Origin of the sequence: Hymenobacter sp. HDW8 (genome assembly GCF_011305775.1) — a bacterium.
GTDB classification, from domain to species: Bacteria; Bacteroidota; Bacteroidia; order Cytophagales; family Hymenobacteraceae; genus Hymenobacter; species Hymenobacter radiodurans.
On the sequence record NZ_CP049907.1, the window covers coordinates 2,353,362 to 2,367,234 of the forward strand.

At 56.6% G+C, this 13,873-nt stretch carries 11 protein-coding genes; 7 read left to right on the forward strand and 4 right to left on the reverse strand.

What is annotated here, in order from left to right; genetic code table 11:
- The first annotated feature begins 189 nt into the window (after positions 1-189).
- The gene (locus tag G7064_RS09810) at positions 190-1,350 is read left to right on the forward strand and encodes a methionine aminotransferase (protein ID WP_166073429.1); all 1,161 of its coding nucleotides are present in this window, start codon (positions 190-192) and stop codon (positions 1,348-1,350) included.
- A gap of 113 nt (positions 1,351-1,463) precedes the next feature.
- Complete coding sequence (locus G7064_RS09815) at positions 1,464-2,261, forward strand: amidohydrolase (protein WP_317172850.1); 798 nt, start codon at positions 1,464-1,466, stop codon at positions 2,259-2,261.
- 71 nt (positions 2,262-2,332) lie between these two features.
- On the opposite strand, the gene G7064_RS09820 is transcribed toward G7064_RS09815, so the two are convergent.
- On the reverse strand, positions 2,333-4,630 hold the full coding sequence (locus G7064_RS09820) for an FG-GAP-like repeat-containing protein (RefSeq protein WP_166073430.1): 2,298 nt from the start codon (positions 4,628-4,630) through the stop codon (positions 2,333-2,335).
- A 57-nt stretch (positions 4,631-4,687) separates the two neighbouring features.
- On the opposite strand from G7064_RS09820, the gene G7064_RS09825 reads away from it, so the two are divergent.
- Positions 4,688-5,986 (forward strand): UDP-N-acetylmuramoyl-tripeptide--D-alanyl-D-alanine ligase, encoded by a 1,299-nt coding sequence (locus G7064_RS09825; RefSeq protein ID WP_166073431.1) that lies wholly within the window; start codon positions 4,688-4,690, stop codon positions 5,984-5,986.
- Positions 5,987-6,066: 80 nt separating this feature from the next.
- Here G7064_RS09825 and rfbC read toward each other — a convergent pair whose 3' ends face one another.
- Positions 6,067-6,609, reverse strand: coding sequence for a dTDP-4-dehydrorhamnose 3,5-epimerase (gene rfbC, locus G7064_RS09830; protein ID WP_166073432.1), 543 nt, complete (start codon positions 6,607-6,609; stop codon positions 6,067-6,069).
- 43 nt (positions 6,610-6,652) lie between these two features.
- On the reverse strand, positions 6,653-7,774 hold the full coding sequence (locus tag G7064_RS09835; protein ID WP_166073433.1) for a glycosyltransferase family 4 protein: 1,122 nt from the start codon (positions 7,772-7,774) through the stop codon (positions 6,653-6,655).
- Positions 7,775-7,883: 109 nt separating this feature from the next.
- On the opposite strand from G7064_RS09835, the gene G7064_RS09840 reads away from it, so the two are divergent.
- The 4 genes from G7064_RS09840 to ppk1 all read left to right on the forward strand — a co-directional run bounded on the left by G7064_RS09840 (position 7,884) and on the right by ppk1 (position 12,572).
- A complete protein-coding gene (locus G7064_RS09840) occupies positions 7,884-8,276 on the forward strand; it encodes a c-type cytochrome (RefSeq protein WP_133271500.1) in 393 nt (130 codons plus the stop codon).
- Between the two features lie 65 nt (positions 8,277-8,341).
- Positions 8,342-9,664 carry a GTPase HflX gene (hflX, locus tag G7064_RS09845; protein ID WP_133271499.1) on the forward strand — a complete coding sequence of 441 codons (1,323 nt, stop codon included), beginning with the start codon at positions 8,342-8,344 and terminating at the stop codon, positions 9,662-9,664.
- Positions 9,665-9,920: 256 nt separating this feature from the next.
- The gene (locus tag G7064_RS09850; protein ID WP_133271498.1) at positions 9,921-10,415 is read left to right on the forward strand and encodes a SixA phosphatase family protein; all 495 of its coding nucleotides are present in this window, start codon (positions 9,921-9,923) and stop codon (positions 10,413-10,415) included.
- Between the two features lie 123 nt (positions 10,416-10,538).
- Positions 10,539-12,572, forward strand: a complete 2,034-nt coding sequence (gene ppk1 / locus G7064_RS09855) for a polyphosphate kinase 1 (protein ID WP_240935433.1) — start codon at positions 10,539-10,541, stop codon at positions 12,570-12,572.
- Between the two features lie 185 nt (positions 12,573-12,757).
- Here ppk1 and G7064_RS09860 read toward each other — a convergent pair whose 3' ends face one another.
- A complete protein-coding gene (locus tag G7064_RS09860; RefSeq protein ID WP_166073434.1) occupies positions 12,758-13,864 on the reverse strand; it encodes a DUF6268 family outer membrane beta-barrel protein in 1,107 nt (368 codons plus the stop codon).
- Positions 13,865-13,873 lie beyond the last annotated feature (9 nt).

Here is a 13,873-nt window from a genome sequence, read left to right on the forward strand (position 1 = left end):
ATAGCAAAAAAGCCCCCCACGCATTATGTGGGGGCTTTTTTATTGAGGCTAAACGAAGCCACCCGCTTCTGATAATGTGGGCTGGGCTGCGTAAACTTAAGGCCTATTTGCCGCACTACCGTGTTTTCGTCGGACTCAGCCTGGGTCCTTTTGGCGAAGATTTCTTCTTCCAGATCTTTTATTGATTGTATGGCTTTACCCGCCTTTGCGTCCAAGCTGCCCGATGTTGGCACCAGCATTTTTACCGTCATGTCGCAGTTGGCCACCGAATGCGGGGCTATCAATCTGGCGCAAGGCTTTCCCGATTATGATCCGCCGCAGGTGCTTACGGAGGCGCTGGCCCAGCATGCGCGCACCAGCGGGCACCACCAATACGCCCCCATGCCGGGCTTGCCCCGCCTGCGCGAGCTGATCAGCCGGAAAACCGCGCAGCTCTACGGCATTTTGCCCCCCAGCCCCGATACCGACATTACAATTACGAGTGGGGCCACCGAAGCGCTGTATGCCGTGCTGGCCGCCGTGGTGAGACCCGGCGACGAGGTGCTGGTGCTGGAACCGGCCTATGATTTATATGGCCCAGCTATTCGTTTGCAGGGCGGAGTGCCCGTGTATGTACCATTGCTGCTGCCTGACTTTCGGCCCGACTGGGAACGGGTAGCTGCTGCTCTTACGCCACGCACTCGCCTAATGCTCGTGAATACGCCACACAACCCGAGCGGCGCCGTGCTCACCGATGCCGATTGGCAACACTTAGCCACCCTGCTCACCGATACGCCCACGCTGCTGCTCAGCGACGAAGTGTACGAGCACATGACCTTCGACGGACAGGCGCACCACAGTGCGTTGCAGTACCCAGCACTGACCGAACGGAGCTTTGTGTTGTCGTCATTCGGCAAGACTTACCATGCCACGGGTTGGAAAGTGGGGTATTGCGTAGCGCCGGCACTACTTACGGCGGAGCTGCGGCGGGTGCATCAGTTTGTAACCTTTAGTGTTAGTACGCCGACCCAACATGCGCTGGCCGATGTGTTGGCTGATGCTGCTCATTACGAGACGCTGCCAGATTTCTATCAGCAAAAGCGCGACCTGTTTGTAAAGCTGATGGCGCCGACCCGCTTTGAACTATTGCCGACACAGGGCGCCTACTTTCAGCTGGCCCGCTACGATGCTATTGCGCCCGGCGAAGACGATGTCAGCTTTGCGCGCCGCCTTACCCGCGAGGCTGGGGTGGCAGTAGTGCCCGTTTCTGCCTTTTATCATGATGGCACTGATCATGGGCTTGTTCGTTTTTGCTTTGCTAAACAGCCCGATACATTAACCGCCGCAGCTCAGCGCTTGCACACATGGTAAGCGTCATTAAATAATTAAAAAATATATATACATTATTCTAAAAGGCACGATATTGGTGCTACTAATACGTAGTTTTTACGTTAGTATAAACACCCTTTTACCCTGTTGCTCCCGTGACTGATCTGACGGTTTCTTTTATACAAGCCAGCCTGCAATGGCATGACCCCGAGGCGAATAGAAACGGGCTGCTACGCTATATTCAGGATCTGCCGGTGGCCACGGACCTCATTGTGCTGCCGGAAATGTTTACGACGGGCTTTTCTATGAAGGCCGCCGAGCTGGCCGAAACCATGGATGGGCCAAGCGTCGCTTGGCTGTTGGCCGCCGCCGAGAGTCGAAACGCTGTGGTGACAGGCAGCTTGATTATCCACGAAGACGGACAGTATTATAATCGCCTGATTTGGGCACGACCCGACGGAACGCTCAGCCACTACGATAAGCGGCATTTGTTCCGGATGGCGGGTGAGCACAACGTGTATGCAGCCGGCAATACATTGCTAATAGAGGAGTGGCGCGGTTGGCGCATTTGTCCCCTGGTATGCTACGATTTGCGCTTCCCCGTCTGGAGTCGGAATCCGGCCGCAGCTCCTTACGATTTGCTGCTGTATGTAGCTAACTGGCCGGCAGTTCGACGGATGGCCTGGATGACCTTATTGCGGGCCCGCGCTATTGAAAACGTAGCCTATACCATGGGCGTAAACCGCGTTGGTATTGATGGCAACGACCACGCCTACGCCGGCGATTCCGCCCTGCTTGACATGAGCGGCGAGTATCTGGTAGAAGTCGGCAACCAGGAGACGGGCATCACCCGCACCCTACGCCGCAAAGATTTAGACGCTTTTCGAGAACGTTTCCCCGCCCTGCTCGACGCCGATGAATTCATGATCGGTCAGCCAGTAGCGGTTAAGTGATATCAGACCAAAAAAGCCCCCCAGCGGCCATTGAGGCTAGCGTGGGGGCTTTTTTATCAACAAACAGCCTATTAACGCACTAAAAGGCGTCGGACGGCAGCCATTTCGCCATCTACGCTTTCGGCACGCACCAAATACACCCCAGCGGCTACGTTGGTCAGGTCGAGGGTATGGCGGCGAGCGGGCGCAGCGGCGGTATGAATGCGGCGGCCCGTGAGGTCAAATACCGTCAGACGAACGGGTTGAGCCGCTTCGAGGCTGGTAGTGCCGGTAGCCGGATTGGGAAACAGACGAAGTTCTAGGGCGGCCTCGGCAGCCGGAGTGGTGCTGAGCACGCGGCCACGGGCGGCGAAAGCAGTTATGCCACCACCTTCCATTCCTACCAAAAGCTCGGGCGCGCCGTCGCCGTTCAGATCAGCCGCGGCGGGCGCCACACGGTTTTTGCCTTCCGCACTCCGCTGCACGCCCAACTGGGTTGGCCGATACGTATTCAGCAGTCCGTTGTATAGAATGTCAGCCCGGCCAACAAATGGAGTGGCAGGCGTAAGAAGCTGGGTCCGAAAATCGGCGTAAAACCGCAGCTCTCCGCTGGCATCAGCCGTCAGCAAGTCAGGTTTTCCGTCGCCGTCGAAGTCTGCTACGGTGGGGTGCAAGTTGCCAGCGGCACTCTGGATTTGCCCAAAAGTAGCCGTGCTCAGCGTGTAAGCCTGCGCCAGCGACGCGCTTCCGTTGTGACGGAAATATTGAATGCCGTAGCGCGCCGTGCCCGTAGTAGCCGTGTTGACATTAGTACCGAGCAGCAAGTCGAGGTTGCCGTCGCCGTCTACGTCGGTGAAGCAGGGCGCATCGTGGGCGCGGTTGGGCATATTAGCAATGGCCGTAGCTTGCGCTACATCAAAGATGGCGGGCTGCCCGGTTGCCGCTTGGTTGAGCACATACAACACTTGGCTGGTGGTTCCGGTGGTAGCCGAAAAGGCCATATCAAGCGCCCCATCACGGTTTAAGTCGACTAAGACCGGCTTGATGCCTGTGTATTTTTTGCCCCCTAAGGCCAGATAATCATCGCTGACGCGCTGAAAATTAGGCTCAGTAGCGGTACCTATATTGCGATAATAGTGCAGATAAGTAGCGTAGCCAGCAGCGCGCCGATCGGTGCCAGCCACCACCATGTCCGGTAGGCCGTCGCCGCTGAGGTCACCGAAAGCAGGTGCTGCGGCTTCGCTTACATCCATCATCTCACCTTGCAAAAAATCGGGTTGGCGCAGCGTGAAACTGGGCACGGCAGTGGCGCTGCCGTTCTCATACAGTCGCACCGATTGCGTCGTGCTCACCTGGTCGTGGTTATCGAAAAGGGCTGGGGCAGCAATTAAATCGGGGCGGCCGTCGAAGGTCACATCCAGGTAATAACCAGCCGGAAAGTTGATTACCCGCACCGGCGCGGCGGCCGATGGAAAATTAGTATTGAGACTGGCGCTGGTCATATTGGCCACGGCGGCCGTGCCCTGATTGGTGAGGCTAACCAGCTCGGGGCAAGCATCGCGGGCCGTGAGAATATCCTGGTCGCCGTCGCCATCGAGGTCCAACGTCAGCAGATTGGAGCCTGTGGTGTGAGTAGGTTTGCCCCCCGGACAGGTCTGGCTGCCGAAGGCAAACGTACTGCACCCTGGCAAGCACACCGAGAAATTCCCCCATCGGTCGGCTTCCTGCCGAAACTGCAAATTACCGCAGTTGCCGGCGGCCGTATTCAAATAGAGCTCCACGCGGGTGCTGCTGGCAAAGTCGAAGCTGAGAATATCCAGCCGTCCGTCGCCGTTTACATCCTGAATAGCAGGCAGATTGGAGCTGCCCGTTACGATGTTGCCGTTGTTGGTGGTGTTATTGAAAAACGTAAGCTGATTGCTGACCAGCTCGAAAGAAGGCCGACCGGACGCGCCCGCTACGTTGCGAAATACACGGATGTCGCCACCGTTGGCGAAGGTGAAGATGTCGGGCCGATTGTCGCAGTCGTAGTCGCGGAGCAGCACCCAGTTGAGCAGGTCCGTGGGGAATAAAGCTTCGTACTCAGGCGCATATTGCCAAGCACGCCCACCGCCAGGAGCCGCTACATTAAGGTAAGTGAGGGACCGATTAGTTTGCCGCTCAAAGATGTACAGGTCCGATTGACCATCGTTATTCAGGTCGATTGCGGAGAACTGAGGCGAATTTAGCCCCCCAACCCACGGGTTAGCCAGCGTCTGGGAGCCGTGCGTTACTTTTGCCACCGCCCGCTGCTCAAATCCAAACGGTACCCCCGATTGGGCCCACGCTCCGAGCGCCGGGAGCATTAAGAATAGCACAAGTAACCAGCGGGAGCGAGTAGGTAGCAGCATACAGTACAAGTAACGAGTAAGAACCCAGATTTCGTCCCTAAGTTTCGACCAACATTCATGAAAAATATAGCGGCCCTTTACACTCGGTTTCAACAGTGCGCGGCCGTCAGCACCGACTCGCGGCAGGCTCAGGAGGGCACCCTGTTTTTTGCCTTGAATGGCCCCACCTTCCGAGGCCGCGATTTTGCCCCCCAGGCTTTGGCCAAAGGCGCCCGCTACGCCGTCGTGGACGATGCGGACCTGGTTGCTACCGACCCTGACCGATACACCTACGCCGCCGACCCGCTGGAGGCGCTTCAGCAACTGGCCCAGCACCACCGGCGGCAGCTTCGCATTCCAGTGCTGGCTATCACGGGCTCCAATGGCAAGACTACGACCAAAGAAGTCATTAACAGCGTATTGAGCAAGGGCTATCGGGTGCAGTACACCCGGGGCAACCTCAACAATCACATTGGGGTGCCGCTTACGCTACTCAGCATTCAGCCCGATGAGCATGAGTTGGCCATCGTGGAAATGGGAGCCAATCACCAAGGCGAAATTGCAATGTTGAGCGAGCTAGCCGAGCCAACCCACGGCCTGATTACCAACATTGGCAAAGCGCATCTGGAAGGGTTTGGGGGCGAGGAAGGCGTAGCCAAAGGCAAAGGCGAGCTATTCGCCTTTCTGGCAGCGACCGGCGGTACGGCCTTTCTAAACACCGCCGACCCTAAGCTGCCAGCGTTGGCGGCCAATATCAGCCACGTGATTACCTACCCCGGCCCCACCGACACCTATCCGGCCGAGCTGCTAAGCACCGATCCGCAAGTAGTTATTCGGCTCTTTGATGGCACTACGGTAGAGGCGCAAATCACGGGCAGCTATAACTTCCCTAATTTGGCCGCCGCCGCCGCAGTGGGGGGCTTTTTTGGTGTACCCGCCGCCGACATAGCCGAGGCGCTGGCTAGCTACGCGCCCACCAACAACCGCTCTCAGCTGGTGCGCACCGCTCACAACGAAATCATTCTGGATGCCTATAATGCCAATCCGTCGTCGATGGCGGCGGCGCTAGGTAGCTTCGCGGCCCGGCCCGGCGGGGGGCAAAAAATGGTGATTCTGGGTGATATGTTTGAATTGGGCCCGGAAAGCGAGGCCGAGCACCGCGCCTTAGGTCAATTGCTGGCGAAGCAAAATCTGGATACCATCGTGCTCTGCGGCACCGATATGCGCTATGCCGCCGATGCGAATGCAGCCTTTCATTATTTTCCGACCAAGGCCGAAGCCGCCGCGTGGCTGCAAAAAAGCCCCCCAGTCGGCTCTCAGATTCTGGTAAAAGGGTCCCGAGGAATGGGCTTGGAAACGCTGGTGGAGCTGCTGTAGCGCTTTCCCCGGAAACCCGAAAAGCCGCTCACGCCAGAACTATCGGCGTGAGCGGCTTTTCTTCCGTGTAGTGATGCTTTCTAAAAAGGACTCGCGAAATCCTTGAAAAACGGCAGTATCAGATCCTTATCCGATACATTAGGGTTGGTTACCTGCCAGTCAATGTTAAGCGTGGGGTCGTTCCAATGCAGGCCGCCCTCGGATCCGGGGTGGTAGTAGTTAGAGCACTTATACAGAAACAGCGTGTCGTCTTCGAGCGCCACAAAGCCGTGGGCAAAGCCGATGGGCACGTACAGCACATTGCAGCGCTGCGCATCTAACTCCACGCTAAGGTGCTGGCCGTAAGTAGCCGAACCGGATCGGATATCCACGATGATATCAAGCGCGCGACCGGCAGCTACGCGCACTAGCTTGGCTTGGGCGTACGGTGGCTTCTGAAAATGCAGGCCCCGTAACACCCCGCGCGCCGAGGATGACTGATTATCCTGCACCCACTCGTCTGTGATGCCAACCGTAGCCAACTGCCGGGCACTGAACGACTCAAAAAAAGCCCCCCGGGCATCGGTGAATACGCGCGGCGTAAATTCAAAAACGCCGCTGATGGCGTGTTCTTTAATTTCCATTATTTCTATTCAATTTAATCTTAAACTATAGGTATCGGGCAGCTTACGCACGTTGCTTATCCACCTCGGCTACTACGCGCAGATACTTATCCAACACCAGCTGCTCATCAAACTTCTGCTCGGCGAGCCGGCGACTCGCGCGACCCATGGTAGCCAGCTCGGTGTCGCTGAGGCGTAGAATCTGAAGCATTTTGGCGGCCAAATCTGCGGCGTCGCGCACTTGGCAGAGCAGGCCATTCACGCCATTTTCTACGGTTTCTCGGCAGCCCGGCACGTCAGTCGTAACGATGGGCTTCGCCATGGCCGCAGCTTCCAATAAGGTTTTGGGAGTGCCTTCGCGGTACGAGGGCAGCACTACTGCATCGGCCTGGGCCAAGTGTTCGGCCACATTATCGGAAGTACCCAGATACTCAATGTGGCCGGCGCGGAGCCATTCATCCAGTACCGTGCGCTTTACTCCAATATTTCCCGACTCATCTACGCCGCCGAGCAACTGTACGCGGGTGCCGGGCACTGCGGCGCGTACCAAACGGGCAGCCTCAAAATACTCTTCCACACCTTTCTCATACAGCACTCGGGCTACCATCAGAAACGTAAAGGGCTGCTGCCGAACGAATTCTGCAGCAGGTCGAAAGCGCTTAGTATCTACGCCGGAGCCAGGCAGCAGGTCCGTTATATGAGGCTGTACAAGGCCGTGCTGCAGAAAAAGCTGGCGGTCATCGTTGTTCTGAAAAAATACCCGCTGCGGAAACCGAAACGCAAACCGATACAGGCCCAGCGCCACTCGGCTCACCATATTACGGATAATGAACACCGTACCCAGACCCGACACATTATTCACGCTCGGAATACCGGCCATTTTGGCGGCCAAGGTGCCGTAGATATTGGGCTTGATGGTGTAGTGCAGCACTACATCGGGCCGTTCGCGGCGGTAGAGCTTATAGAAGCGCCGCGTCAGCTGGGCATCTTTCACCGGATTAGTCCCTTTGTTTTCCATGCGGATGGGCACGAAGCGGCAGCCTAATTCAGTTTCGAGGCGGGCGGAGTATTCATCGGGGGGCGCTACGGCCAGCACTTCGTGGCCGGCAGCCTGCAGCGCTTTCACCAAGCTGCGGCGAAAATTCCAGATATTCCAAGAGGTATTAATAACAATAGCAACGCGCATCAGGCAGGCAAAATTTGGCGCAAAGGTAGAAGGCCTTACGCGAAAAGATTGCAACCAAGCACATTACCGATGGTACTTTGCGCGACGTTTGTGTGTTATAGGTCCAGAAATGAAAGTATCAACTGCTTATGTAATGCGCCAGTGGGTGCTGGGGGGCTTTTTAGTGAGTGTGGCGGCTTGCCAATCCGCCGATCCGGTGCAGTCGGCCCCCACACCGCTGCCCGCGCCTGATCCGGCCGCGCCGGCCGCAATTTTGGGCGCTTTAGAAACGGACGCCTTGGCCGCGGGCCAGGCGATTTTTGCGGAGCGCTGCGTGGTGTGCCACGGCCCCGATGGAAAGCTGGGAAATAATGGCGCCCGCGACCTGACCAAAAGCAACCTAAATAGCAATGGGCGCGTGTACATTGTTACCAAGGGCATGGGCAAAATGCCGGCGTTCAAAGACCAACTCACCGAACAAGAAATTGAGCAGGTAGCCGCATACTCCCTCACCTTACACTAGCTGCTACCCACTCAACGACGCCTCGTAGCGGCCGTTGTAGCGGCTGAAAACTTACTCTTACTGATATGGCAAAAAAGACAAACTCACATAGCTGGAACCCGACCACCAGCAACCGGCACAATACCACCGATAGCGCCGACAGCAGCCAGCCCACTCGCGACCCCGTAACGGGCACCTATAATACAGCCGTAGTGGCCGAAACAGCCGTTCTAGTAGCCGTGCCCGACAAACGCCAGCCCGACACGACCACGCAGGAGTACCTTGATGAACTCGCCTTTCTGGCTGAAACGGCTGGGGCGCAGGTTACCAAGCGCTTTGTGCAGCGCCTCGAAAAGCCCGACACCCGCACGTTTGTGGGCGAGGGCAAGCTGGCCGAAATCAAGGCCTACGTGAATCATACGAAGGCGAGCATGGTCATCTTCGATGATGAGTTGTCGCCCTCGCAGCTGCGCAACTTGGAGGCAGAACTGAAGGTAAAAATCGTGGACCGCTCCCTGCTGATCATCGACATTTTTGCCCGGCGGGCGAAGTCGGCCACGGCGCGCACGCAGGTTGAACTAGCTCAGTACCAATACTTACTACCACGTCTGACGGGTCTTTGGACTCACTTGGACAAGCAACGGGGCGGTGGCGTGTCGCAGCGTGGACCGGGTGAGACCGAGATTGAAACCGACCGTCGCGTGGTGCGCGACCGGATCGACTTTCTGAAGGAAAAGCTGGAGACCTTCGACAAGCAAAGCAATACCCAGCGCAAGTCGCGGACGGGTGTAGTGCGCGTGGCGCTAGTGGGCTATACCAACGTGGGCAAAAGCACCATTATGAATATGCTCTCGCGCTCCGATGTGTTTGCCGAAAACAAGCTGTTCGCTACCGTCGACTCAACGGTGCGGAAGGTGGTGCTGGAAAACATGCCGTTTCTGCTTTCCGACACGGTAGGATTTATCCGCAAGCTGCCCACGCGCTTGATTGAAAGCTTTAAATCGACGCTGGATGAGATTCGCGAGGCCGACTTGCTGGTGCATGTAGTCGATATTTCGCATCCGTCATTTGAGGAGCAGATTGCGGTGGTGAACGATACGCTCAAGGACATCAACGCCGCCGACAAGCCGATGCTGCTGGTCTTCAACAAGATTGATCAGTACAGCACTGACACGGCCAACACTTCGGAGCAGCAGTTTGAAGGGATGAATGCCGACGAAGATGCTCCCGAGCGACCTTCGTTGGAGCAGTTGAAGGCCACCTACATGGCCAAAATGCACGACCCAGTTATCTTCATTTCGGCGCAGGAGCGCACCAATATTGATGAGCTGCGGAGCCTGCTGGCTCGGCATGTGGCTAAGCTGCACTACCAGCGCTACCCCAATCAGCAACCTGTGCCGGAAGAATAAATCATTAAGCAAGTACTTAAAAAGCCCCCCAGAATGAATCTGGGGGGCTTTTTTGCTCCCAAAAATCACGGCTTGTCATTTGCAGCATCCTAGACCCGACCAGCCGTATTTTGACTTGTTGTTTGGGACTTTTCACCTCTATGCTCGTCTATTTTCCCGCTGTCCGAATCGTTTAACTTCGTGGGCATAGGTTGGCATTTAGCTAAAACTCCCGTAACGTTTGTAGTATCGAATCCTCATTCCACCCTCTTACTTTATGAAAACCTTATATCTGATGCGCCATGCAAAGTCCAGTTGGAGCTTTGACGACCTGAGCGACCGGGAGCGGCCCCTGAATGGCCGGGGGCGTACAGATGCGCCCGCGATGGGCGAGGCGTTGGAGAAGCGCAATGTGCAGCTCGACCTGCTGGTTAGCTCTCCGGCGGTGCGCGCCCTGAGCACGGCAGCGCTGGTGGCCAGCGTATTGAAGTATCCGCACGACCAGATTCAAGTAGTGGAGAAAATATACCAGGCTGACGTGAACGACCTGATGCGGGTGGTGCATGAACTGCCCAATGAAGCCAACTCCGTGTTGCTGGTGGGCCACAACAACACCATCACCGATTTCGCCAACCTACTCTCTCCCAGCCAAATACCGGAGATGACTACGGCCGCTATCCTGTGTTTGCGCTTCGATACCAACCATTGGGCCCATGTTGACCGCACCAACGCCGAGTACTACTTCTACGATCATCCGCGGCACAAGGAATAGCCTTACCTCGTCAGGAAATACCACCCGAGAACCTCATATTCAGGCTGCTGGCCGTATAAGGCAGTTGGCCGATGTATAATTTGGCTGGAATCATCATCTAACTACCTTTTAAAACACATGGAAATGCCCCCCAAGACCCACCCCACTTTGCTGAACCGGGAGTTGAGCTGGCTGGCATTCAATGCCCGTGTGCTGCAGGAGGCACAGAGTCCGGATGTACCGTTGCTGGAGCGGCTGAAGTTTATGGCCATCTTCTCGTCGAACCTCGACGAATATTTCAAAGTGCGGGTGGCCACGCTGCGCCGCTTGGTAAAGCTCAAGAAAAAAACCCGCGCCAAGCTGGGCGAGGATCCGGCCGAACAGCTCAAAAACCTGCTGGCCGAGGTAAATAAGCAGCAGGAAGCCTTTGGCGACACATTTCGGGGCAGCATCCTGCCGGAGTTGCATCGACAGCATATTCATCTGCTCTCCGACCACGATCTGAGCGAGACGCAGCTGGAGTGGGTCTGCGATTATTTCCGCGACAACGTGCGCGACCTGCTTTCCCCCGTCAGCCTCGACGATAACCTGCACCACCTGTTTCTCAAGGATCAAAGTGTGTACCTCACCTTCTTGCTGACCGAGCCGGTGAAGGAGAAAAAGCATCAGCCCGACGAGCGAATCCTAGTGATGGAACTACCCACCAAGCGACATGGGGGGCGTTTTGTGCAGCTGCCGGCTGAAGGCGATGAGCGTTACGTCCTGTTTCTGGACGACGTGATTCGGTGTTGCGCCACCGAGCTATTTCCGCAGTACAAGCGCGTACAGGTACATGCCATTAAGATTTCGCGCGATGCCGAGCTGGATATTCAGGAAGAAGTATCCGGCAACCTGATGGCCAAAATTAAGAGCAGCCTGCAAAAGCGCGAAACGGGCTATCCGGCGCGCCTGCTCTACGACCCGGCCATGCCGCAGGAAGTGTTGCGGGCCGTGATGCAGAAAACCGGTATTGGCAAAGGTGAGTTGGTGGCAGGAAGTCGCTACCACAACTTCCGCGACTTTTTTGGCTTCCCCGACGTTGGCCGCCCCGATCTTACGTATCCACCCCAGCCGCCGCTGCCTCATCCGACGTTGCCGCGCGGCACAGGCAGCATGCTAGCCGCCATTGCCGAGCGCGACCACCTGCTTCACCTCCCCTACCAGTCCTTCGATTACGTTACGCGCTTCCTCACGGAAGCCGCCCTCGATCCGGATGTAACCAGCATTGGCGTGACTCTGTATCGGGTATCAGCCAAAAGTGAGGTGGCCAAAGCTTTGGTGAAGGCCGCCAAGCAGGGCAAGCAGGTGACTGTAGTAGTAGAATTGAAGGCTCGCTTTGATGAAGAATCGAATATGTATTGGGCCGAGAAGCTGCAAAAGGCCGGCGCCAACGTCATTTTCGGTATTCCTGACCTCAAAGTTCACAGTAAGCTGGCTTTGGTGACGCGCACCGAGGACGGCAAACCCAAGCGCTACGCCTACCTAAGCACGGGCAACTTCAACGAAGTAACCAGCCAGATTTACGCCGACCACGGGCTGTTTACGGCTGATGACCGCCTGACTAAGGAAGTAAGTCGCGTGTTCGACTACTTCCTCGACCGTCAGGCCAAAGACGGATTTGAGTATCTGCTAGTGGCGCCCTTCGAGCTGCGCGACCGCCTCAACGAGCTGGTAGACCAGGAGATAGAGCTGGCCAAAGCGGGCAAGGATGCTTATATCATCCTGAAGGTAAACGCTTTGCAGGATGAGCGCATGATTCATAAGCTCTACGAGGCCAGCGCGGCCGGCGTACGCGTGGAGCTGTTGGTGCGGGGCATTTCGTGCCTTATTCCGCAGGTGCCCGGCCAAAGCGAAAACATAGAGCAGCGCGGCCTCGTGGACCGCTACCTGGAGCACGCCCGCGTGTATGTGTTCGGGAATGACGGCGACGAGAAAGTATATGTAGCGTCGTCCGACTGGATGGCTCGCAACCTAGACCGGCGGGTGGAGGTTGGCTTCCCGATTCTCGACCCTAAAATACGCGCCGAGGTGCGCCACCTGCTCGACCTTCAGCGCCAAGACAACGTGAAGTCCCGGGATTTTCATAACAACTTCATCGGACAGGACGATAAAAAAGCCCCCAAGTGCGCGCTCAGCTAGCCACCTACGAATACCTGAAAAAGCTCAGTAAAGCCCGGCCCGCCGAGAAAGCTCCGGCTAAACCGGCAGGCAAAAAAGCCCCCCGCAAGAAGCCAGCAGCTTAGCCGTGGCCAACACTGGTCATTGGTCAATAAAAAGCCCCCCAGAGTAAGTCTGGGGGGCTTTTTTGTCTTCCTCGTTAATGCTTATTTCTTTAAAAAGCGACGGGGCGGCACAATGAACAGCTCCAAGCTGAAGTAAGGAGTGCCGGCTAGCTTGTTGTCGATAACCTTGGTGCGGCCGTTGCGGCGGTCGAATACGTCGAAGGAATTGTTGTAGCGGTAGCCACCTTCGGCCCCAAACCACAGGAAATCATAAATTTCGCGCTCCCAGCGCCCCCGCATTTTCACCTCTGTCTCCCGCAGCTCCACGGTAGTGAGGGTCGGGTCGATGGGCAGGGTTTCCCGAAACTTGAGTATGTAGCTCAGGCCGTTTACCTCGTAGCCAGCGAAGAGCAGCGACTTAGCCGAAGCGTTGTGCCGCACCAGCACGCGCGCCGGGAACAGGGCCTCTACGCCCCAATGGTCGCTCCAGGTGCGATTATACAGGATGGCTGGGTAGATGCTGCGCCGACCAAATGTGTAGCCCAGCTGCGCGCCAATGCCCCACGAAAACGTGGGCGACTTCTTCCAGCCGTACACCAGCTCGTACGACATGCGCAGGTAATCCTTGAGCTGGAGCGCCGAGGAAGTGTAATCGCCGTTCAGCTCGCCTTTCACCCGGCCCAGCACGAAGTTATCCTCATTGAGGGGTCGCAGCACCACCAGCTGGGTGCCCAGCGTTTTGAGTCCCTTCTCCTCCAGCTCGTCGTAGAGCGTATAGCCGGTGGGGCGGTCTTTGAACTCAAACTCTTCCCGCTCATAGTTTACCCCCACCACCATTTTTAGGTGCGGCCGATTCCAGACCGGAATGTAGCCTTTCACGATAAAGCGGTCGTTATTGCTCACCGTACCCTTCCGGTCCTCAAAATCTTCACTCCTCGACTTGGAGGTGATATCAAAAGCGGCAGTGCGCTCATAGTGAAAGATAAGGCCCTTGCTAGGACCCTGCCCCAACACAGAGGGATTAGCAAATTCCTTGTCTTCACCCACCTGATCCTGCGCAAGCGAATCGGTGGCGGGCGGCGCGGGGCGCGGGTACACAGGTGTGCGGGGAGGCTTCACCTGCGCCTCCGCGCAAATACCAGGTAAGAGGAAAGCTGTTAGCCCTAAAATTTGCCCCCCACGGCGCAAAAAGGCAGAAATAGATATCATATTAAAATG